At 46.4% G+C, this 22,122-nt stretch carries 13 protein-coding genes; 6 read left to right on the top strand and 7 right to left on the bottom strand.

Features of this window, described 5'->3' with window-relative positions; genetic code table 11:
* Positions 1-47 precede the first annotated feature (47 nt).
* The 5 genes from ACFQRK_RS08005 to ACFQRK_RS07985 form a co-directional block, all read right to left on the bottom strand.
* On the bottom strand, positions 48-1,742 hold the full coding sequence (locus tag ACFQRK_RS08005; protein WP_379005369.1) for a SusD/RagB family nutrient-binding outer membrane lipoprotein: 1,695 nt from the start codon (positions 1,740-1,742) through the stop codon (positions 48-50).
* Positions 1,743-1,763: 21 nt separating this feature from the next.
* Positions 1,764-5,066 carry a SusC/RagA family TonB-linked outer membrane protein gene (locus ACFQRK_RS08000; protein WP_379005367.1) on the bottom strand — a complete coding sequence of 1,101 codons (3,303 nt, stop codon included), beginning with the start codon at positions 5,064-5,066 and terminating at the stop codon, positions 1,764-1,766.
* A gap of 682 nt (positions 5,067-5,748) precedes the next feature.
* The gene (locus tag ACFQRK_RS07995) at positions 5,749-7,350 is read right to left on the bottom strand and encodes a SusD/RagB family nutrient-binding outer membrane lipoprotein (RefSeq protein ID WP_379005365.1); all 1,602 of its coding nucleotides are present in this window, start codon (positions 7,348-7,350) and stop codon (positions 5,749-5,751) included.
* Between the two features lie 11 nt (positions 7,351-7,361).
* Entirely contained in the window at positions 7,362-10,748 is a 3,387-nt protein-coding gene (locus tag ACFQRK_RS07990; protein WP_379005363.1) for a SusC/RagA family TonB-linked outer membrane protein, read from the bottom strand.
* A gap of 131 nt (positions 10,749-10,879) precedes the next feature.
* Positions 10,880-12,058 carry an ROK family transcriptional regulator gene (locus tag ACFQRK_RS07985; RefSeq protein ID WP_379005361.1) on the bottom strand — a complete coding sequence of 393 codons (1,179 nt, stop codon included), beginning with the start codon at positions 12,056-12,058 and terminating at the stop codon, positions 10,880-10,882.
* 517 nt (positions 12,059-12,575) lie between these two features.
* On the opposite strand from ACFQRK_RS07985, the gene ACFQRK_RS07980 reads away from it, so the two are divergent.
* The 5 genes from ACFQRK_RS07980 to ACFQRK_RS07960 all read left to right on the top strand — a co-directional run bounded on the left by ACFQRK_RS07980 (position 12,576) and on the right by ACFQRK_RS07960 (position 18,089).
* On the top strand, positions 12,576-13,337 hold the full coding sequence (locus tag ACFQRK_RS07980) for a class I SAM-dependent methyltransferase (RefSeq protein ID WP_379005359.1): 762 nt from the start codon (positions 12,576-12,578) through the stop codon (positions 13,335-13,337).
* A 7-nt stretch (positions 13,338-13,344) separates the two neighbouring features.
* Positions 13,345-14,556, top strand: a complete 1,212-nt coding sequence (locus ACFQRK_RS07975; protein WP_379005357.1) for an acyltransferase family protein — start codon at positions 13,345-13,347, stop codon at positions 14,554-14,556.
* Positions 14,557-14,715: 159 nt separating this feature from the next.
* Entirely contained in the window at positions 14,716-14,994 is a 279-nt protein-coding gene (rpsO, locus tag ACFQRK_RS07970; RefSeq protein WP_379005355.1) for a 30S ribosomal protein S15, read from the top strand.
* 288 nt (positions 14,995-15,282) lie between these two features.
* Positions 15,283-17,421 carry a polyribonucleotide nucleotidyltransferase gene (gene pnp / locus ACFQRK_RS07965; RefSeq protein ID WP_379005885.1) on the top strand — a complete coding sequence of 713 codons (2,139 nt, stop codon included), beginning with the start codon at positions 15,283-15,285 and terminating at the stop codon, positions 17,419-17,421.
* Positions 17,422-17,531: 110 nt separating this feature from the next.
* A complete protein-coding gene (locus tag ACFQRK_RS07960) occupies positions 17,532-18,089 on the top strand; it encodes a hypothetical protein (protein ID WP_379005354.1) in 558 nt (185 codons plus the stop codon).
* Here the strand turns inward: ACFQRK_RS07960 and ACFQRK_RS07955 are convergent.
* A complete protein-coding gene (locus tag ACFQRK_RS07955; protein WP_379005352.1) occupies positions 18,056-20,332 on the bottom strand; it encodes a GH92 family glycosyl hydrolase in 2,277 nt (758 codons plus the stop codon). The two genes, ACFQRK_RS07960 and ACFQRK_RS07955, sit on opposite strands and share 34 nt — an antisense overlap.
* Before the next feature lie 178 nt (positions 20,333-20,510).
* Between ACFQRK_RS07955 and ACFQRK_RS07950 the strand changes: the two genes are divergently transcribed.
* Positions 20,511-21,530, top strand: a complete 1,020-nt coding sequence (locus ACFQRK_RS07950; RefSeq protein ID WP_379005350.1) for a LacI family DNA-binding transcriptional regulator — start codon at positions 20,511-20,513, stop codon at positions 21,528-21,530.
* Here ACFQRK_RS07950 and ACFQRK_RS07945 read toward each other — a convergent pair.
* The gene (locus tag ACFQRK_RS07945; protein WP_379005348.1) at positions 21,484-21,870 is read right to left on the bottom strand and encodes a methionine-R-sulfoxide reductase; all 387 of its coding nucleotides are present in this window, start codon (positions 21,868-21,870) and stop codon (positions 21,484-21,486) included. The two genes, ACFQRK_RS07950 and ACFQRK_RS07945, sit on opposite strands and share 47 nt — an antisense overlap.
* Positions 21,871-22,122: the final 252 nt, after the last annotated feature.

The raw sequence follows: 22,122 nt of genomic DNA, 5'->3' as shown, positions 1-22,122 counted from the left end.
CTGGCCGCCATGATGCGGGCAGATTGAGTTAATGTAACTAAGTTTTATCACTCAGATTTGTCCCACCAGACTCGTCCAAGTATACTGGTCGGTTCGCCAAAATCTGGATCCTTCCGCATTTCTTCTACTGCGTCAAACCGGTTTTGATAATTGTAGTCACCGGCTAACGGATAACTGATGACAAAGCGTCGAGGCATTTGAATTGGCTGATTGTCGACATACCAAGGTTCAAAGGCAATGGCAGTGTTCGCATTAGGCATTCCCGTTCTTTTCACGATGGCCCAAGCCTCGTTGTAATTTCTGAAAAAATTCAAGTAAGCCTGCATGATAATTTGTTCGAGGCCTTTTGCTGGGTCAAACGCGATATCTGACTGACTTTTGAATTTGGCAACTTCTTCCACGGTTAATGGTGAATAGTCGTATACCATTGCTCGGTTAGCTGCGTCGTCATAAAACTGTAAAGAAGCCTCTATTCCCTTATAATACCATTCTTCTGCATTTTCGCTAGTCACTCCTCTTTGGGCTAGCTCCGCTCGCATAAAACAAACGTCCGCATAGGTGATTACTGGCATAGTGCCAAGTCCGGTACCTCCATTATTTTCCGGTTGGAAAAGACGATCTTGGATACGAGATACGGTGTCAAGCGTAATTTCTTCTTCACCGTTTTCGATTTGCAACGGATTGAAAAAACGGGATTTAGAAGGCTCTTCTGCGGAAGATGGGCTGGAATATTGGCCGTAATATCTTCTGTTGTCAAATGTCGCATTTGCCGGTATAATGCCTTGTTGCTTGGCAATTTCGAAATTTTCTTCACTCCACATATTTTTCACGAAGAAAAAACGGAGGCGAGGGTCTTGATTATTCCACATGTAGTCCACTACGTCATGATCACCAACAAAAGCTCTGCCGTTTCCGGTAATGTTCCAGTTGCCGCCTCCGGTAAACTGTGCGCCTGGATAAAATACCCATTCTTCTTCTGCATTGTTGATTACGCCACCATCGTCAGCAAGTACTTCCTGTACAATGTTCGCCATGCGTTGCGGATCTCTTTTAGAAAGACGCAGTGCAATTGCCATACGGAGCGAGTTTGCTGCTTTCACCCATTTGCCAATGTCGCCTTGGAAATAGAGGTCGCTGTTTTCATAGCTGAATTGTTCGACCGGTTGGGGCGTTTTAAGAATATTGACAGCCTCCTTCAATTCTTGATCAAAAATAGCATACAACTCACTTTGGGTCTCATACTTAGGCGTGAGTGTACCTCCATAACGTGCTCCAAATGCTTCCGTGTACGCGAGGCTACCATTTACATCAGAAACATACCATGCATAATACACTTTCAGAATAGTGGGAATAGTGCGCATATAGATGTAGCGTGCTCTTTCTTCTTCAGGCATTTTATCGACAATTTGTTGGATATCTATCAGCAATGGCCCGACACCACTATAGAACCGGCCATACCGATTATTGGTGTTTGCGGCTGATTCGGAAACCGTGATACCGTTGCCCGTCCGTTGGAGAAATGCTCTAGACCATCTCGGGATAAAATTGTAATTATCATAGAATGCTTCGAAATCATTATCATGCACATAGGTTATCGCCCGGGCAAAAAGCGGTTGCAGTGTGATATCGACGACCGCATCTGGATCGGTGTTGTACTCTGCGAAATCTTTCCTGCTACACGCAGCAATAAAAAATAATGCGACAAGGAGCAGGGGAGTTTTATATTTTAAAGTTGGTTTCATAGCTTTCAAACTTTTTAACGGTTAAAAATTAGTGTTTACCGTGATTGCAAAATTCCGGATGAGCGGAGTACCACCACCAAGGAATGCCGCAGTAGCGCCGGTTGTACGAAGGTCTTCCGGATTAATATTATCGGGCAGGTTGTTATATAAATAGCCTAGATTCCTTCCTGTTAATGTCAACCGCAGATTGTTTAATTTTATTCTAGCGGCCGTTTCCCGTGGCAGGTCATAACTTACGGAGACATCTCTTACCATCACCCAAGACGATTCAAATGCAGCCCTCTCACGGATTCCGTTTGCCCAATTAAATGAATTGTTATAAAAGGCCCAGGTTGGCATCGGGTTTTTTAATCCCAAGTCGACCGTTTCCTGATAGGTTAACCCGCTAACATCTTGTCCATTTATTATCGTTCCCTGAGCGAAAACTCCATCAGGAATAAGTCCCCAAGCCTCATTTCCGTTAGCGTCGGTAAAACTTATGCCCCCTTCTTCTCCCTTTCTTCCCCATAATGTACTGGCTATTTGGCCCGTTTGAGAACCATAATGGTAGGTTGGTGACCAAACATATCCACCAAATTTTGCATCAAGCATAAAGCTTAATGCAAAGTTTTTATAATTAAATGTATTAACCAAGCTGCCTAGGAATTTAGGCATTGTTGATCCGATTTTAACTTCACGTTCTAATCCGTGTGCATAGTTTTGAGATCGGAGGTAATAGGCGCCTGTTGCGGTTGGTGACATGACAAATTTGCCATTGCTCGGATGGTCGATAGGGTTTCCCTCTGTGTCACGTGCTTGAAACCTTGCATGCCCATAAGGTGCCACCATGATGCCATACTCTCCGCCGATTTCTGCGATGGCCCGGATGCCATCATCACCTTCCAACCCTGCGACGGTAACTCCCGGAGCCAGATCAATAATTTTACTTCGATTACGCGTATAATTTAACGCGACATTCCAAGAAAAGTAATTCTTCTCTATGGGAGTGCCGTAGAGGCGGGCTTCGATACCCTGGTTTCGAATATGTCCACTGTTAATTAAAGCGTTGCTGACACCAGATTCCTGCGCAACTGGTAAATTAATAATTTGGTCTTTTGTGTTTTTTTGATAGAATGTAAAATCGAGACCTAGGCGATTACGGAGCAATTTCATTTCGGTACCCGCTTCCCAGGTTGAGCTTCGCTCAGGAACAAGATTCCTATTTCCCAGATTATTCGAATCAAACCCGTAGCGCGTAATTTCTCCGTGTTCGGCACTTATATAATTGCCTTGAGGTAAATAATAGCCGGTCATTGCGCGATAAGGATCGGTTCCCTTTCCAACTTGGTTATAGGAGAAACGTAATTTTGCGAAATCAAATACCGTTGAAGGTAGGCGAAGCGCTTCATGGAAAGTCCAAGCAAGGTCCATGCCCGGATAGAAATATTGATAAGTTCCGCTTGCATCTGGATATAACAAGGTTGAATCCCAATCATTGCGACCATAAAGGTTGAGCGTGAGCCAATTTTTATAGGTTAATGCTCCTTGAAAGAAAAGAGAGAAGCTTTGAGCAATAGAAGGCTTTCTTTCTGAGAAACCAATAGCATTCGTTGAGTTTGACAGCCTAAAGATATCGGGGATACGCATGCCATTTGTCCATGCATTAAGTCCCTTTGCTTCTGAGCGGTTTAATTCCGCACCGCCTTGAATCAATACTTCGTAATCTCCGTATTTTTTGGTTAGGTTTAGATTGCTTCGATAGCGGCTTTGCAATATGCGGAATTGATCTGTACTATAGCTTCCTCCATTAAATCCATCGTTCTGCCCCCGGTTTTTTTGCTCATTTCCCACCGTCAGCAAATTAACGCTGAAGTTGTTTTCGAGCTGAATCCAATCTGTAAAGTTGATTCGCGCATTGATGCTACCTCTAAAATTCTCCTCCTTTTGCCTTTGTTGCTGCTCATATAGGGTAAAGAACACCCCCTGCGAAGCCGTTGGGTCGAGATCACTTGTCCCCCCATTTACCGGATCAAGGTACTGATCTTTCCAATACAATAAATCATATTCGCGGGGCATGCCCCAAGTCAACCCATACATCAGGTTGTTGCCACCGCCGGAGCGATTTGGATTAAAGCTGTCACTGCCAACATAAGTTGCACCGGCGTCAAGAATTACTGCATTACGGATCCGGTGAGTTGCGCGCAGCGCAATACTATTTCTGTCAAATCGATTTTTAGGAATGACACCTTTGGAATAGGAATTTGAATACGAGACCCGGAAGGTAGTTTGCTCGTTTCCACCTGAAAGCGCAAGGTTGGAATTAACGTAACGGCCGGTTTCGTATAGATCCAAGATGTCATTGTTGGGCTGAAATAGCATTTCATGACCAGCAGGATCTTTAATTCTACGGCCGTCAAAAGCAGGGCCAAAACTCCAGCCGAAGAGATTGCTGGGGAGTATTTCAATGCCTTCGTTGTCGGTTTGATACGTTTGAGTCGGGAGTTGGCCCGTTCCATATTTGTCTTGAAAGTCCACGGTGGCATAGGGATCGTCAAATCCTTGGGTATGGGTGAACGACACGCCAATTCCCCTTTGGGAGTACCCCTTTTTTGTCGTAATTAATATCACGCCATTACTGGCTCGGCTCCCATACAGTGCAGTTACTGAACCACCGTTAAGCACTGATATGGATTCAATGTCATCCAAGTTGAAATTTTTCAGAATATTACCAAAATCTTGCTCGCTGCCTCGATTTGGAAGAACTACATCATCATCCATTATGATTCCATCCACTACGATGAGTGGTGTATTTCCATAAGGGTCCAATGAACCAGCTCCTCTGATGAGAAATCGGGGAGTGGCTTGAGGTCCACCAGTGCCGACGTTGACCTGCATTCCTGGAACCATCCCTTGCAAGGCCGCGATTGGATTAATGGCATTTGTCTTGGCAATGTCCTCGCCTGAAATTTGTGTCATCGAATATCCAAGCTGTCGTCGTTCCCTAGACTCACCAAGCCCGGTGACAACTACTTCTTCGAGATTTCCCGTGGCCAATTCCAAAACGACATCGATGTTTCGTTGAGAAACGATCTCGACCTCTTTTGAGGTGTAGCCAATCATGCTAAACAAAATAATTTCACCTGTTGCGGCACTTATCGTGAATTTACCTTCCCCATTTGTGGCCGTTCCGCGGTTAGTGCCTTTTACCGTGACACTGACGCCAGGGAGCGGTTGAGTGCCGTCTGTAACGGTACCGGTTAAGGTTCCTTGAGCAAAAGATGCAATAGCAATGCACCAAGTAAACAACATGGTGGCACATCGTTTTTGTAAAAGTTTAATTTCCATACTTTTGTTTTTAAATGATATTTTCGGGTGTTTAATGTTGCACTTGTCAATTATATAAGTTGGGCAGTTAGCAATATCATATTTGCCGCTTCATAAATTACTTTTTTTAACGTTAATTCACCTGCCACTCAAATTTGATGGGAGGTTTCAAATTGGTTAACTATCAGGGCTAAGTACCTTAATAATATTTATCAGTACAAACTTAATAAAAAGATGTGTTCTGTTGAAAAACTTTTTAAAAAAAAATATTAAGACATTTTAATTATCTGATTTTCAGATAAAATTATATATTTGGATAGGGTGTGGTTCATAACGGCCCTTGATCCGCTTTTCAGCAGGATGAGGGTGGGGTTTCGTTTACTTGAGAGCAGTCTATTGCTATTCATTAGGTAATTTGCGGCCAATGCAATAATTCACAATCAACATACTGTCCATATTAATCAACATGAAATCCCGGAGAAAACAGGGGGTCTACAATCACGGATACATAAATAGGGGCCTGACTTGACGTGAGAAAAACCTTAATATTATTTGTGTTTTGGACGAAGGAGTACCTAATGAGTAGTTTACGCGTTGGCAAGACCTGCGCTTCGCATAGATTCCGAAACATCGATCTTAAAAAAACTGGCAGGAAGAATACGATATTCCTCCTGCCCGTTCGATACCCGGCTTATGCCGCAGACTAATTTACGTCCCACCATACACGGGTCGCCATCCAGTCTTGGGCGGATTTATCTCCCGTTATAGCGCTAACATTGTCGCGGTTGTATTGATACTCTGCATCGGCGTAGTTAAGACGCAGGTAATTGCCATATTCATTCTGCCATAGGTTATCTGATATCTCAGATTTGGGGGTTTGGTCGGTTCTTCGTTGCAATGCCCATGCTTCATAAGGCTGTCTGAACAGATCAAGCCATGCTTGTGCATAAATCAATGATAATGCTGCAGATTCAGAAAGGTCGGTCGAGAAGGCTACTTTGGGATTTGTTGTTATCCAGGAGAGCTGTTCGGTGGTAGGTAGGGCCGAAGGTTTATTCACTACCCACACGTTACTGTTCATCGCCATGGTTGTCCAAAAATTGACCGAAGAGCGGACGCCGGCATCGTAGTTGGTTTTGGCATTGGCCATGTTAGCAGTTCCTCCGATACCGCGCACTGCCGCTTCCGCTTTCAGGAAGTATACCTCGGCGGCAGTTATAATCAGCTCGGGTATATTTTTGTCTCGCCCGAAATAGTAGTTGAAGTTTGATAGTAAATTGCCCGCCCCCTTGTTGTTCCAGTTGTCGTCTCGCCTAACATTGTAAGGCTCACCACCATCTGAAGCACTTAAGTTTTGCTCTTTGGGAATCCACTGATTGTTTACGTTGGTCTCGAAGAAAATTCGGGCGCGTTGATCGAATATTCCGCTTCCGTCAGTGTCATTGTTGTCGCTCATCAGTTGCCAAGCGGTAGATCCCATACGAAGATACAAACCGGAGTTGAACGACCATTCCCTGCCTTCGCCAGTGAAACCTTGTGCAGCCGGTGAGACGCCAACATGTTCAGTGTTTTCCAATAGCGGGAGTGTGAGTGCCTCTTGGATATGCTCGCTTGCCAGTGATGGGTTTACTTCACTTATGCGCATTGCATAACGTAGTCGGAGAGAGTTCCCGAATTTACGCCACATAGCGATGTCGTTGTTAAATAATGTTTGAGATGAACCCAAACTGATTTGGTCGCCGCCTGTCGACAATGTGGCAACGGATTCTTTCAGCGCTGTTAGCAGCATGGTATAGATCTCTTCTTGCTTATCAAATTTTACGGCATAGTAGCTACTCCCTTCGTCAGCTCGTCCGGCCTCGGAAAAGGGAATATCGCCGAAAATATCGGTTATTTTGAATGTTTTGTATGCTTTTAAGATTGTAAGCATACTCTTTATATGTTGCAACTTTGCTACATCCGGTGACGCGTCGATATCTTTTTCAATTTTCCGAATACTGATTAAAGTTCGATAGTAATTATTCCATAAATCATTACTCGCAGCCTCCATCCGGTAGCCCGAAGAACCAACGACAGTCGCTAATTGTGTGATCGGATAGATCCATGAGTTTGCTACACTTTGTTCATTCCACGTTAGTTCGAGGCTGGCAACAACGCCATTGAACATATTATTAATATTAGCTGCCTGGTCTTCCTTCCATGGTTTATTGATTTCTTCAAAATCCTTAGTGCAGGAAGATGAAATGGCCGATATGATGCAGCCGAGAAGGAGATATGTAGTATATTTTGTTATTACCTTTTTCATGACACTATAATTTAGAACGATGCACTGACGCTGAAACCAAACGAACGTACACTGGGTAAAGCACCAAACTCAATGCCTTGTGCATTTCCGATGCCGTTTATCGCTTCGGGATTTAATTGATCAGGTAAACTGGTGTACAAGTAAAATAGATCGCGGCCTATCAGCGATAGATTCAATCCTTGTATAAATTTAGTATTCTTGATAACAGAAGGAGGGACTTGGTACGATAATCGGATTTCCCGCAGCTTGAGCCAAGAATTTTCTAGTACAGCTAAGCTCCTCGGCATGTTGATACTAGACCATGCTGCGTAGGAGCCGGCGTATTTCCACATGTAATGAACTACATCAGTGTTTTCGCCAACGACTTCACCAGTTTCTCCATCCACAAACACACCATCGAGGACGACGCCATGATTTGCTGTTGTTCCGTCTGGATAGGTGTACGGAAGCCCGTTTCCTTCCCTTTCATATAATGTTGCTGGCGCTAAGCCGTTGCCCATAGCTGTCGAGTAGCTTCCGCTCCAAATATCTCCACCCCATTTAAAATCGAGCAAGCCGTATAACGAGAAGTTTTTGTAGCGGAGGTTGGTTCCAAGTCCTCCCGTTAACTTGGGTGTTGCATTGCCAATTGCAACTTGCTCGGACGTCACCACATAACGGGTTCCGGCGATATTGCCGTTGCCATCTAATACGCGTTCTACGACACGTTGGCCATCTTTGTAGGTAAAATCATGCCCGTAGATTGTGCCGTATTCGTCACCTGCTTTAACTTTCATGGTTACTCCGTTGTTGCCGAACATCTCATCCAAGTAGTATTCATCAATGCCTGTGGCTAAGTTGATGAGTTTGTTGTTGTTATGTGCGCCGTTCAATGTTAAGTCCCAAGAAAAATTGTCAGATCTGATTGGGGTGGCCCGTACTGTGAATTCAAATCCTCGATTTAAGAGCTCGCCAGAGTTTGTTCGAACGCTTTTTACGCCGGAGGAAGGAGCAACATTGAGGTCTATAATCTGTGAGGTTGAGTTTACTTGATAGAATGTAAACGTCAGCCCAAATTTGTTTTGAAGGAAACTCAGGTCGGTACCTAACTCATAGGAATTCGAACGTTGTGGTTTGAGTAAATCCAGCGGAAGCAGTTTTTCAGGGATCTTTCTAGTTGACTGACCGCCGAACGTGCCTGAATCAAAAATGTAAGTGGTCTGGTAAGGAGAGGTTCCGCTAGCGCTTCCCGCATAAGCAACTCTCAATTTGCCATAATCGAGCCAAGACGGTTTATTTGTCAAGTTTTCAGAAAACACATAACTCAATGACGCCGCAGGATAGAAATAACTATTTGTGCCGGTAGGTAGTGTGGAAGACCAGTCATTCCGCCCTGTCAATTCGAGGAATAGGTAGTCGGAGTATGAAATATTGGCAATCCCGAATAGTGAATTTATCTTTTGGTGAGCCCTGTCTTCATTAGGTAGGAAATCAGTCGCATTCACATTGGGGCGATTGATGTTTTTTAGAAAAAATAGGAATGGGATATTAAATGGTCCGTCATTCCAGCCCTGTACTGCCCTGTAATTCGTATTCCAGGCACTACCGCCAACTGAGAAACTGCCACTAAAAAGAGAGCCATTGATATTGTCCTGATGTGCCGTTGCTAAGAATTCGAGGTTTCTATCGGTGGTTTTGTACAGTTCATGTCCATATTTCCCGTTTACCCCTTCGAGGTCGGTGGGATAATTCTTCTTTTCCAGTTCGTCTGACGAAAAATTACCAGAAGCGCGCCCCATGACCGTAAGCCAATTGGTTAGCTCGACGTTCAATTTGATTGTTCCCAACAACTGGTCTCTGTTCAATATTTGGTTATTCATATAGGTATTCCAATAGATATCGCGACCGTATTGACCATAAGGATATCCCAAGGAATAAACAGATCCATCAAGGAGGTTCCGGCTTCCATCTGGGTTTCGATAAAGATCCTGTTCAATGTTTTGATAATCGCGAGACATACCATACGTGGCGAATTTTCCCCATGAATTGTTACTGTCACCCACGTTGGGTGAATTGTGCCGATTGTAGTTAATGTAGCTTGTGGTAATATCTGCTGTCACTTTTTTTGATATCTTAATGCTACTACCCAGGTTGAACGTGTTGTTATTGAAGTTGCTGTTGGGGATGATCGCGGTGTTATTTTGTCGGGTGTATGAAACACGGATGCTGCCGAGGTCATTCGCGCCGCTAAACGCTACATTATGTGTTTGCGTGTTTCCCGTCCGGTAGAACGATTGGATATTGTCGGGTTGTGGTGAATAACTCCGTAAGGTGCCGTCCCACCAGAGTACTTGCTGGTTTTCCATCTTTGCGCCCCAGGAAGCGCCAGTGCCATACCAGCTAAAGTAGTCCCAGGTGTTTCTCCCGCCAGGTACAGCGCCTTGGCTTAGCCATCGTTGATCCTCGATACCCGAGCCTGCCCATGGATCTTGCCCCGGGTATCTCAGTTGGCCGGTTGCTGTAGTCGGTAAGGTGGGGGTGGCGGAATAAAGTGCGATAGCACCTCCGAAACCATACACGTTTTGCATCTCTTGGAACCTGAACGGTTGGTTCGACCGCATGGAATAGCTGTAGTCTATGCCCAAGCCATCTTTCAGCTTACCCTTTTTTGTTGTGATTAGTACCACGCCGTTTCCGCCCCGCGCACCATATAAGGCTGCCGCGGTCGGACCTTTCAACACGCTGATTTCTTCCACGTCGTCCGGATTGATAAAATTCAAGATTGATCCCCAATCCTGATATGATCCCGCAACCTTGTTAATGTCGTTGCCACTGCTGGCGATTTGGCTATTATCCATTGGCATGCCGTCGATGACGTACAGTGGCTGGTTATTTCCAGAAATAGACGTGTTTCCCCGAATAACAATTCGCTGCGAGCCACCTTCGATACCGTTGGGGACACTGATGTTCAGGCCCGCAACCTTACCCATCAATCCGGTTGCTACTGTTGGTGCATTGGCATTTGTGATATCTTGTCCGCCAACTTTTTGGACCGAATACCCTAGGGACCTGCTTTCCCGGCGGATACCCATCGCCGTAACCACCACTTCACCGATTTCACCGCTGGTCACTTCGAGTGTAACGCTAACGACGTTGGATGTGCCTACGGCTACAGACTGCGTAACGTATCCCAGTGCACTGAATTGAAGGGTTTCTCCGGTAGAGGCTTCGATCGAATAATGTCCGTCGGCATCGGTCTGTGTGCCGCGACTGGTGCCTTGTACTTGTACCGTTACCGCGGCGAGTGGTCCGTTGACATCCGTTACGGTTCCTGTGACGGTTGTCTGTGCATACACGCCCAGCACCGCCCCCAGCAGTGCATAGGTTACCATGCAGCATTTCATGTACAAAGTTCTCATGTTGTAAATTGGTTAAGTCCAGTAATTAGATTAATTGAATTGAAATGTCAGGTTATTGGGCTGATGCCGAATAACGAAAATGCGTGTTCGGTTAGTGAAATGTACTTTTGAGGTTTTAGTTAAAAATCCTGTTAATTTTCGAGTTTGGAAAGAGCTTTTTTGTGTAATTCACAATTTTCGATTACCAGGCTCGCGGCGCCCAGTAGTTCAGCCTGATAACCTAAATTTGAAATAGCGACGTCCGTTTGTTCGGCAAGTTTCGGAATGCAAAATTCGTTGATAGCGCGTTGCACGGGCGCTAGCAATAATTTGCCGGCTGCGGCGCCCCGGCCGCTGAGCACAACTCGTTCCGGATTCATAATGTGGATCAGGGTGGCAATGCCTTTTCCTACCATGAATGCTGCATCAGAAAGGCACTCCACAGCAAGTTGGTCGCCCATTTGAGCAGCTTCAATAAGCAGGTCGCCCTCCGCTTTTTGCTTCTCGGAAAATAGTTTTTGCAAATTGGAAGTCGTTCCTTCCTCCATCGCCTGTTTGGCGTTTTCTACGGCTACTAAAAGTGATGCATCTACCTCCAGGCAGCCGCGTTTGCCACAGGAGCAAAGTTTGTTGGTGTGCGATAGCGGGATGTGGCTGAACTCTCCGGCATACCCATTGTGGCCTCGAAAGAGGGTGCCGTTGACAATCATTCCCAATCCAATGCCCCATCCCATGTTCACCACCATGACGTCTTTCAGTCCGCGGGCGGCGCCAAAATGTAATTCAGAAATGGCAATTACACTGGAATCGTTTTCGATATAGACAGGCAATTCCAACGACTCCGTCAGTTTGTCACGGAGTCCCAATTCTTTGGTATCGGTAGGAAGGAACGAGGCATTGATTCCCTTTTCTACATCGATAAATCCGGGCATCCCGATGCCAATGCCGAGTACATGCTCGTGTTTAATACCGGCTTTTGCAGTATAAGTATGAATGAATTGGCAAAGTTGATCAAGTGCCGCATCATTGTCTTTTAGGGGCAACACAATTGACACCTCGGGACTTACGATTTCGTTGGCAAGGTTATAAGCAACGATCCGACTAACAAATTGATCCATCGCTACCGCTAGAATGTATTGCTTCTTCTTGCTATTGAGCTTGTATTTGATCGGTCTGCGCCCCCCGGTGGAGGGTGCTAACCCGTGCTGCACTGCATACCCTTCTTTCACGAGGTTGTTGATAATACTCGTGATGTTAGGGACACTTTTGTTAGTATAGGCGCTCAATTCAGCTAGCGATAAAGGACCGTTATAATAAAGTAGCTTAAACACGGATAATTTAAGTAAATCCTGCCGTTCGTATTTCACAATCTGTTCTGCAAAAGGTTAATAATTCATCGTTTAGGCAAACTTAATAAACAATTATTAATATATGCAAGTACTTTTTAAAAATAATTATTAAGATTTTTTAAATAATTGATTATTAATATATTAATCTATTGTCCAATTTGATTGGAATCGTATGGTATGATTTGGTACCTTTGTAAGTATAATTTATCGGAACCTCGTTGAGTAATGGCTGACAACCTAGACAAAAATCTCCCGTACATTTTCAAACCCCGTTAAAAGTCCGTTAAAAGTCCGTTCAACTCCGTACGTGGGCCGTTGTACCTTCGACGTCCCTTCCCGGTACCTCCCATGTTCTTATAGGGAATCTCCGCCCCCTAAGAAGCGGTAGACAAGGGGTATAATTCGGATATATGTGCAATTTAAAATATTTATGCTATTTTTACTCCAATGAATGGGAAAGTCCTTACCAAAGTCAACATACTGAACCCAATCCGCTTTTATGTCAAGGGATAGCGTTAGTCGGTTTTCGCATAAGGCGGCGCTTTATGATCGGTTCCGGCCACATTACCCGCCTGAGTTAGTGGCTTTTCTTAAAGCGTCTATCGCGCCTGATCCAGGGAAGACGGTGGCGGATATCGCGGCAGGAACAGGGATATTTACGGAACAGATTGCACAGTGGGGAAATCCCGTGTTTGTTGTGGAACCCAACCGTGCAATGAGCCGGTTGGCACGGCGGAGGCTTAGCGGATTTAAAAATTGTGTTTTTGTAAACGGAACCGCTGAATCCACGGGGTTGCCTAGTCAGTCGATAGACCTCATCGTTTCGGCACAGGCTTTTCACTGGTTCGATCTCACGAAAACGAAGGCAGAATTCCAACGTATCGGACGGCATAATCTCTTGGTGGCGGTTGTATGGAATTTGCGCAATACCGATAGTTCATTTGAGCAGGCGTATGAGTCATTGATTCGTACGTATGGAATGGATTACCTAAGCTTAAGCCAACGGCGGATGGATACTGAAGAAGTATTGTCTTTTTTTGCGCCGGACTCACCGGAATATCGGGTTTTTGAACATGCGGATGATCTGACGTTCGAGCAACTGCGCGGGCGGATGCTTTCTTATTCATTTATGCCCGGGGAAACGTCGCCTGTTTACGAAGAACTGCTGGAAGAAATAACGAAGATGTTCAATCTATATCAGGAGGACGGCAAAGTGCGGCTTTCTTACAAAACAAGGTTATTTATTGGTGGTATCCATTGACAGAGAGATGAACAAACGGTACTACTCGCTTGATGTATTTCGTGGCGCAACAGTCGCATTGATGATTTTGGTAAACAATCCGGGTAGTTGGTCGCACTTGTTTTCGCCGCTGGCGCATGCCCGGTGGCACGGCTGCACGCCTACCGATCTGGTATTTCCGTTTTTCTTATTCGCGGTGGGAAACGCGATGGCTTTTGTCATGCCCCGCTTGCGCGAATCCGGCGATGCCGCTTTCTGGAAAAAAATAGGGAAACGGACCGTGCTGATTTTTGGAATCGGGCTGTTTCTCAACTGGTGGCCTTTTGTGCAGCGGCACGGGGATTCCTTGGTATTCAAACATTGGGTAAATCCCGAAAATCCCGACCGCGGCATTCGGATTCTCGGTGTGCTGCAACGGATCGCACTGGCCTATTGCTTTGCATCTATTTTGGTTTATTACCTTCGGGAAAAGTGGATAATTGCGGTTTCCATCCTGATTTTGCTGGTATATTGGATGCTATATGTCGTATTTGGTGGCGACGATCCGTATAGCTTAGCGGGGTGGTTCGGTACAGCTATTGACAAACGGATACTCGGGGTTGCGCATATGTATAGGGGAGAGGGCGTGCCCTTTGATCCGGAAGGGCTCATGAGTACCCTTCCTGCGATCGTCCAAGTGGTAATTGGATACCTGATGGGCAGTTACATCCGGACACATGGACAGGTAGGGTGGTTGTGGCCAAAATTGCCGGTTTTGGATGTGCCGATTTATAAAATGCTGGCCGGGTTGTTCGCAATCGCGGTGCTGTTGTATATCGGCGGGTTGTTTTGGGGGCTGGCATTTCCGATCAATAAGAAAATATGGACCAGTTCCTACGTACTGTATACGTCGGGGTTGGCGTTGTTTGTTTTGGGCGTAGCGATCTGGTTTATTGAGGTATTGAATATACGTAACTCAGTGACACGTTTTTTTGACGTATTTGGGAAGAACCCGCTGTTTATTTTTGTGTTAAGTGGCATATTGCCCCGGCTTCTGGGCTTATTCCGTATCGAAGCCGGTGTGGGAGAGGCGGGCGATCCACTGTATACCACACCATTGAGATGGTTTTATACTGAAGTGTGTGCAAAAGCACCTGGGCCTCCCGAAATCGGGTCTTTTTGTTATGCCTTGGTGTTTCTGGGAATCTGCTGGAGCATCGGTTATGTGCTGGATCGTAAGGGGATTTATATCAAGGTGTAACTGCGAACGCAGTGCTATCTAGTTCCAGATCCGAAGCGGGATGCAGCACGGAAGCAGGCGCTCCCTACAGAGAAAATAGCTATCACTTTGGAAGTTGTTGGAAATTAACGTATCTTTGCGCCCGTTAATTAGTTTAAACGCTTTAATATTATTCAAGTAATGTATTTAAGTAAAGAGTACAAAGCGGATATCTTCGCTGAATTTGCCGGAGCGGCAACCAATACCGGTTCCGCGGAAGGCCAGGTGGCTTTGTTCACCAGACGGATTGCTCACCTGACGGAGCATTTGAAATCAAACCGGAAAGACTTTGCTACGCAACGTTCTTTGCAAAAGCTGGTCGGCAAACGCCGCTCCTTGTTGAAATACCTTTACAACAAGGATATCGAGCGTTACCGCGCGATTATCAAGGCCTTGGGCTTGCGTGATATCATAAAATAGCTTTCACGTAAAATTTTCAATGAAGCCATCCGCCAGTAGACGGATGGCTTTTTATTTTTATTGCTTTTCACTCGTGAATAATTAGTTTAAAGGCCTCATGGAACCTGCGTTCCCATCACCTTTTGGGTTAGGTGCTGACATGGTGGGTTTCATATCGATAAACGCCGGGTTGCGGTTTTTATAAGACTTGCATATGCTGTGACGTTTATCTAAGTTTGTGCCAAAATAAAAGTCTTATACAATGATGTGCTTTAAGAAGACGAAACAGCACATCGAATGAAACAACAAATGAGTTACAACGAGATCAAAACAACAATCGATATGGGCGCGGGTCGCCAGATCGAGATTTCCACCGGAAAATTGGCCAAACAGGCGGACGGTTCGGTGGTAGTGAAGCAGGGAAAGACGATGTTGCTTGCTACGGTGGTTTCTGCACAGGAAGCCAAACCCGGAACGGATTTTTTGCCGCTTTCGGTTGATTACCAAGAGAAATATGCAGCTACCGGACGTATTCCGGGTGGATTTTTGCGTCGGGAAGCACGTCTATCCGATTATGAAATCCTGATTTCACGCTTGGTAGACCGCGCCTTGCGTCCGCTATTCCCTGACGACTATCATGCAGATACACAGGTGATGATTAGCTTGATATCGGCAGATAAGGAAATCATGCCCGACGCGCTGGCGGGTTTGGCGGCGTCCGCAGCCATTGCTGTATCGGATATTCCTTTTAACGGGCCGATTTCGGAAGTGCGGGTGGCAAAAGTCAATGGGCAACTGGTTATCAATCCCCTATTAAGTGAGTTGGAGCAGGCAACGCTCGAATTCATTGTAGCGGGTTCTGCCAACGACATCGTGATGGTCGAAGGCGAGGCCAAAGAAATATCAGAGGCTGAAATGGTAGAAGCCATTGAGTTTGCACACGAAGCCATTAAAAAGCAGGTGCAGGCTCAAGTAGAGCTTGCACAGTTGGTAGGCAAGACAGCAAAACGTGAATACAGCCACGAGCCGAGCAATCCCGAGTTGCGCGACCAGATTTTTGCGGCGACCTATGACCAGGTTTATGCAGTGGCTAAATCAGCTTCAGCAAAACATGATCGGAGTGAACAGTTCAAACAAATCGGGGAAGCATTCGTCGAGACGACATTTGGCGAGACCGAGATCGACGATGATACCGCATTCCTGATAAAAAAATATTACCACGATGTGCAGTATGAAGCGGTGCGGAATCTGATTTTGAATGAAGGTATCCGGTTGGATGGACGGGACGTACGTACCGTGCGCCCGATCTGGAGTGAAGTGGATTATCTGCCCGCAGCTCACGGATCTGCTGTATTTACGCGCGGTGAAACGCAGTCGCTAACCTCTGTAACGTTAGGGGCCAAGGACGACGAACAGATGATCGACGGAGCATTTATCCACGGATACAATAAATTTATCCTGCATTATAACTTCCCGGCGTTTTCCACGGGGGAAGTGCGCCCAAACCGGGGCCCGGGTCGACGCGAAGTGGGACATGGAAATTTGGCCATGCGTTCGTTGAAACAAGTATTGCCATCCGGTGAAGAAAACCCCTACACCATTCGGGTTGTTTCGGATATCCTTGAGTCCAACGGGTCATCGTCAATGGCTACGGTATGTGCCGGTACATTGGCTTTGATGGATGCTGGGGTGAAGATCAAGGCACCTGTATCAGGTATTGCAATGGGCCTGATTACTGATGAAAAGACCAACAAGTATGCGATATTGAGCGATATTCTGGGGGACGAAGATCATCTTGGGGATATGGATTTTAAGGTGACGGGTACCGAAAAGGGTATCGTGGGTTGCCAGATGGACCTGAAGATAAACGGGCTGAAATGGGAAGTACTTACCCAAGCGTTGGAACAGGCGAAGGAAGCTCGTTTGCATATTCTTAACGAGATGAAGAATACGCTCGCAGAGCCAAGAGCTGATTACAAACCCCATGCGCCACGTATTGTGAGTTTTACAATCGATAAGGAGTTTATTGGTGCAGTTATCGGGCCGGGTGGAAAAATTATCCAGGAGATGCAACGTGAGACCGGAGCGACGATCGCCATTGAAGAAGTAGATAACAAAGGCGTCGTGCAGGTGTTTGCGGAGAACAAGGCTTCGATCGACGATGCGGTACGGCGGATCAAGGCCATTGCCGCTAAGCCGGAAGTGGGCGAGGTTTACGAGGGTAAGGTGAAATCGATCATGCCGTTTGGTGCATTCATCGAAATTATCCCCGGCAAGGACGGATTGCTTCATATTTCTGAAATTGATTGGAAACGGTTTGAAACCATGGATGGTATCTTCAACGTGGGAGATCTCGTAACGGTAAAACTGCTCGATATCGACAAGCAGGGCAAGCTGAAGCTCTCGCGGAAAGTATTGCTGCCCAAACCGGAAAAGAAAGAGGCTTAACGGCTTTCTAAGCATTATAAAAAAATGTCCTGAAAACCAGGGCATTTTTTTTTTGTTAGTTTTTAATACGACGGGCGTGCCGTCGTCTAGTTCTAACAAAAATGTCTAATATGAAAGCAATATTAATCGGGGCCGGTGCGATGTTGGCCCAGTCTCTCTTGTTTGCGCAAGATAAGCAAGACCCCAGCCACCGATTTGCTATCGGACTTTTGGGGCATTATCATACGGAAAATTACCGTTTAGGGCTCAGCGGTCATTTTAAATGGTTATTGCCTACAAATCATGCCAGCGGCGACCGTTTCCTTTTTTCCGCAAAGGCCACCCATACCGGCCCGGCAGATGGACCTTTCTTCACAGCTTTTGACAACGGAAAATACGATAACATCAGTTCTGTGTATCTCATGGTGGGATATCGGGTCAATCTGTTTGACAAAGGCTGGCGATCTGCCGCAACTGCGCCCATAACTAACAATGCTGCGTACCTGGAGTTTAATGCAGGTGGCGCCTACAATGGGCTGCATCGCCGTTTTGGAGTTGCGCTGAATCCGGTCATCGGCTATGCATTTAACCAGCGGTTTGAGCTCAACATTGCTTACCAGGCGTTGTTGCTGGGATCCGGCTCGCCGAGTCAGAGTTATCTAGAAGCCGGATTTGGGTACCGGTTTTGATCGCTACCGGGCCAGGTTTCCGGTTTTTGCCCCAAACGTTTGCTTGGCTTTGGCCCCATTTTGAACACCAGCTCGCCGCCTTTCAATAGATCATCGTGCGTGACATAGGTGCGCTCATATGGCCTGCCGTTCAGCGTCGCGGATTGGATATACACGTTTTTTTCGCTGTTGTTTTGCGCCTTGATGGTGAAAGTCTTTCCGTTTGGCATGGAGAACACGGTTTCATCGGCAGACGGGCTTCCAAACACATATTCGCCGCTGGCGGGGTTTGCCGGGTAGAGTCCGGCAATGCTCCACACGGCCCAGGCGCTCATCTGCCCGGCGTCCTCGTTTCCTGCATACCCGTCCGGTCCGTCGTAATACATCGAATCGACGATCTGGCGTACCCGTTCCTGCGTTTTCCAGGCTTCACCGATATAGCTATACATATAAGCAATGTGGTGGCTTGGTTCGTTGCCGTGGGCATACTGGCCGATGAAGCCACTCGCATCTGGTGAAATGTTTTCTCCGGTCATCTCCGACGGTGCGGAGAATAGCTCGTCCAGCTTACTGCTTAACCCTTCGTTGCCACCATGCAGCTTGGCGAGGCCACGTACATCATGAGGTACAAAAAACGAATGCTGCCAGGCGTTGCCTTCAATGTATTGGCTTTTGTCAAAGTCATGTTCCGACCAAAACGGATCAAATGGCTCCACAAACTGCCCATCGCTGTTTTTTGCACGCATGAAACCCGTTTGGCCATCGAAGAGGTTGGCGTAAGACTGCGAACGGTTCATGAACGTAGCGTAGTCCGCGGTCTTGCCCAGTTTCTTGGCTACCTGTGCGATGCACCAGTCATCAAACGCATATTCCAGCGTTATCGTGACGCTGCCGCCGGCTTTGTCGTGCGGAAGGTAGCCGTATTCGATGTAATCCGGTACGCCGCGGATGTCTTGGTAGGCGCTTTTTTGCATGGCCTCATAGGCGCGCTCGGCGTCCAGTCCGGGCCAGTCTTTGAGGATAGCGTCGGCCAGTACCGGAATAGCGTGGTACCCGGTCATGGTATTGGTTTCCCAGGTGCTGAGATCCCATACTGGAAGCAATCCGTTTTCGTCATAAAACGCCAGCATGCTGTTGAGCATGTCGGTATAACGTTCGGGCTGTGTAATGGTGAAAAGCGGCTTCAGGGCGCGGAACGTGTCCCAAAGCGAGAACAACGTATACCGATGGGTTCCTTCAGGCATTGTCTGCAGATTTCCATGGGCATTTTGATAGGCTCCATCGGCATCCGAATAAAGGGTCGGGGCGATGGCCGTGTGATACAAAGCCGTATAAAAAATGCGCTTTAATCGATCATCGGACGTGTGGATTTTGATCTTTTGCAATTCTTTTTCCCATTGGTCTTCGGCTGCTTTTTTGACGCTGTTGAAACTCCACGATGGGATTTCACGCAATGCTCCGAGAGCCTTGTCATAGCCGGTCATGGATAGGGCGACCTTCATTTCAATGGTTTGGTGGGTATTCCCGTCAAAGAAAAGTTGAATAGAGGCGCCCTTCCCTGGGTCATAAGTTTCCACCATGTCGCTCATATCCGAAGCCGATTGGCCGTCGTTAAGGATGCTTCGTACAATCGGTGCGGAGGTACGAGCGGCAAAATAGACACGTTGGACATTCGCCCATCCGGTGGAATACCGATACCCAATCAGGGTGCTATCGTTCAATATGCTGATGTGTGTTTCTGTGGGAGTATCCCAATTGACATGGAAACCCAGGTCAAATCGGATGATCCGTGTGCTGCCACGCGGATACGTATACCGATGATATCCACACCGTTCGGAGGCGGTCAGTTCGGCATTGACGCCGTTACTCAGTAAAACTTCGTAGTAGCCTGGAGAGGCTCGTTCGTTATCGTGGCTGAAATGCAGCGCGACGCGCTGTGTCGTGTCGTCAAGCGGCTCGGTCAATGGCAATACCGAAATATCCAGCCAATCGCCGATGCCGGTACCGCTTAAGTGCATATGACTGAACCCTGCGATGAGGCTGTCGCTATAATGGTATCCACTGCACCAATCCCAGCCGCCACGGCCGTTATCAGGGCTCAATTGTACCATACCGAATGGAACCGTGGCCCCCGGAAATGTGTGGCCATGGCCTCCTGTGCCGACAAATGGATCCACCTGGGAAATTAACGAGTCCTGAGCTTGGGTAGACAGACTAAACCCTATCCATACCGCAAAAGCGCTTAAACGTATTAGCATAATCAATTCAGTTGAGCATTCGCGTAATTTGCAGTAAAGCTAATTTATTATTTCAGCTTAACCAAAAAATCCATACGTTTGTGCCTGATGCTAAACATAAAGCGGTTTTTGCTAAAGTTGGACGCAGGTTTTGCTAAAGAGTCAAAAAACTGGTGATCGATTACTGCACGCTGAAACAAAAAATATGAAGAAAAAAATACTGATCAGTGACATTGCGAGGGATCTCGGCGTATCGGTCACAACGGTGTCATTCATCCTCAACGGGAAGGCTAAGGAGAAACGTATTAGCGACGGGTTAACCAAACGCGTACTGGATTACGTCAAAAAGGTCGGCTACAAACCCAATGAACTGGCTAAGAGTTTACGTACTGGGAAAACCAAGATTATCGGGTTGGTTATTGAAGATATTTCCAATCCGTTTTTCGCCAATATCGCCCGGCTAATTGAGGCAAAGGCGTACGCCAAAGGTTATCGGATTTTGTATTGCAGTACCGATAATCAACCCGGGAAAACCGTTGAGCTCATCGAACTTTTTCGGGATCGTCACGTGGATGGGTATATCATCACGCCCTCGGAGGGGGTAAGGGATACCGTGGAGTCGTTGCTTGCCAGTCATTTACCCCTGGTGTTATTTGATCGTTATATCCCGGGGTTAAATGCGAATTATGTAATTTCTGACAACGTAAAAGGGGCGTATGATGCAACTGCACATCTCGCCCAGCGGGGGTACAAGCGGATTGCGCTCGTTACGCTCTATTCGTCGCAGACCCAGATGCGGGATCGCATGAACGGCTACATGCGGGCAATAGACACCTATCAATTGCAACCCTACGTCAAGAAAGTGAATATGGGCGACGATGAGCAGGCGGTGATTCAAGATTTCCAAACGTTTTTGGAGGATCAGCAGCCGGATGCAATTTTTTTCGCAACTAATTACCTGGCGATAGGGGGACTAAAAGCGCTTAAACAGCGTAATCTACCCATGCCCGGAGTGGTTTCTTACGATGACCATACGCTTTTTAAATTGTTTACGCCGACGATTACCGCGGTATCACAGCCCATCGAAGCCATTGCCGACGAGTTGATCAACACGTTGCTGAATCAGCTGGAAGGGAAAGGTAAAGAAACGAAACAGGTGATATTGCCTTCAAAATTGATTATTCGGGAGTCTTCGTTGGAACAAATTTCAGTGACAGGGAATTGACACAGTGACGCGTATTCTTGGGGGTAAATCGTTCACCGAGGAATACATGTCCCAAGTGTCCGCCGCAATTCGCGCAGACAATCTCTATGCGTCGCCCATCAAGGTCTGGCACACGTGTGATAGCGCCCTCAATTTGATCGTCGAAGCTCGGCCAGCCACAATGGGATTCAAACTTGTCTTCCGAACGGAAGAGCGGATTGTCACACCGTTTGCATACATAAATCCCCTGGGATTTATTGCTAAGTAGCGTTCCGGTAAAAGGTCTTTCGGTGCCTTTATGGATGATAACATACGCTTCTTCCGGTGTCAGTTCATTGTATTTTACGGTGTCCATCATCATAGTCTCTTTCCAGATTGCCAGCAACCCGTCTATGCCTGATATACACTAAAAATGGAAAAAAGTTTTCAAGAATGCTTTTCTTGAGTGAGGGGCTTCCATTGAATCTGTTTCCATGTATAAAAATTAAAAATTAAAAAACAAAATTTAAAAAAGCGATTTGGGAAAACATACGGGATTGGCATTTGTCATAAAATACGTCATACGTTCTGGAATCGCGTCTTTTCTTCAATTTAGAACGATTATAAATTATTA

The sequence above is a fragment of the Parapedobacter sp. GCM10030251 genome, from assembly GCF_042666505.1.
In the GTDB taxonomy this organism is placed as follows: Bacteria; Bacteroidota; Bacteroidia; order Sphingobacteriales; family Sphingobacteriaceae; genus Parapedobacter.
Note: the sequence above shows the minus strand (reverse complement) of the source record. Positions and strands in the feature narration are given on the sequence as shown.

What these genes read in the sequence shown, in the direction of transcription:
- ACFQRK_RS07960 (WP_379005354.1), top strand. Translation starts at nt 17,532, where the DNA reads ATGAAAGCAATATTAATCGGGGCCGGTGCGATGTTGGCCCAGTCTCTC.
- pnp (WP_379005885.1), top strand. Translation starts at nt 15,283, where the DNA reads ATGAGTTACAACGAGATCAAAACAACAATCGATATGGGCGCGGGTCGC.
- ACFQRK_RS08000 (WP_379005367.1), bottom strand. Translation starts at nt 5,066, where the DNA reads ATGGAAATTAAACTTTTACAAAAACGATGTGCCACCATGTTGTTTACT.
- rpsO (WP_379005355.1), top strand. Translation starts at nt 14,716, where the DNA reads ATGTATTTAAGTAAAGAGTACAAAGCGGATATCTTCGCTGAATTTGCC.
- ACFQRK_RS07975 (WP_379005357.1), top strand. Translation starts at nt 13,345, where the DNA reads ATGAACAAACGGTACTACTCGCTTGATGTATTTCGTGGCGCAACAGTC.
- ACFQRK_RS07950 (WP_379005350.1), top strand. Translation starts at nt 20,511, where the DNA reads ATGAAGAAAAAAATACTGATCAGTGACATTGCGAGGGATCTCGGCGTA.
- ACFQRK_RS07945 (WP_379005348.1), bottom strand. Translation starts at nt 21,870, where the DNA reads ATGATGATGGACACCGTAAAATACAATGAACTGACACCGGAAGAAGCG.
- ACFQRK_RS07995 (WP_379005365.1), bottom strand. Translation starts at nt 7,350, where the DNA reads ATGAAAAAGGTAATAACAAAATATACTACATATCTCCTTCTCGGCTGC.
- ACFQRK_RS07990 (WP_379005363.1), bottom strand. Translation starts at nt 10,748, where the DNA reads ATGAGAACTTTGTACATGAAATGCTGCATGGTAACCTATGCACTGCTG.
- ACFQRK_RS07980 (WP_379005359.1), top strand. Translation starts at nt 12,576, where the DNA reads ATGTCAAGGGATAGCGTTAGTCGGTTTTCGCATAAGGCGGCGCTTTAT.
- ACFQRK_RS08005 (WP_379005369.1), bottom strand. Translation starts at nt 1,742, where the DNA reads ATGAAACCAACTTTAAAATATAAAACTCCCCTGCTCCTTGTCGCATTA.